This is a genomic window from Rhizobium sp. 01T444 (genome assembly GCF_056398305.1).
This window is the reverse complement of sequence record NZ_JBFTPD010000373.1, coordinates 1-540: the sequence shown is the minus strand read 5'-3', so window position 1 is coordinate 540 and position 540 is coordinate 1. Positions and strand designations below refer to the sequence as shown.

General features: G+C 61.1%; 2 protein-coding genes. One reads left to right on the top strand and one right to left on the bottom strand.

Going from position 1 to position 540, the window contains the following annotated elements:
- On the bottom strand, window positions 1-228 hold a 228-nt coding region (locus AC1DTN_RS39010), incomplete at its 3' end, for a YdaS family helix-turn-helix protein (protein ID WP_477925594.1).
- 68 nt (window positions 229-296) lie between these two features.
- Between AC1DTN_RS39010 and AC1DTN_RS39005 the strand changes: the two genes are divergently transcribed.
- Window positions 297-540 (top strand): hypothetical protein (locus AC1DTN_RS39005; protein ID WP_477925592.1); only part of this gene is annotated, 244 nt, incomplete at its 3' end.

The following is a 540-nucleotide window of genomic DNA, read 5'->3' as shown; positions in this document are numbered from 1 at the left end:
GTGGCGGTGCCAGTCGCCCGGGCGCAAGTCCCAGCGCATGACGGACTCCTTCGTGGCTCTCTCGATGGCAACGCAATTCACGGTGTCGGGCAGCCGCCCGCCGTAGCCGTGCTGCCACTGCCGTACCTGGGCATCGCTTTTGACCACAACGCCCTCCGCCAGCAGCAGAATGCGAAATTCGGCGACCGTGGGGGCGCCCTCGGCTTTGAGGAATGAGTTCAGGTCCATGCGCCGATAATAGTAGCAATCGCTACCTATCACAAGTAGCAAATGCCACCAGTAGCGGCTGCTACTATTTGCAGGTGGAGAAACCGACAGCGGACCAACCGCGGATCGACCTGCTGGTGGCAGCGATTGATCGCATCTCAGGAGGCAACAAGACGGCCTTCGGGAAGAAGCTCGGCTACAAAGATGGTGCTTTCGTGAGGCAGATGATTGCGGGCACCCGCCCCCTCACTGAGAAGACCATCCGTCAGATCGAAGAGTTGCCGGAGATGGCTGGCTGGTTCACGGGAAGCCTGGCTATGCCGGTTCCCGGCC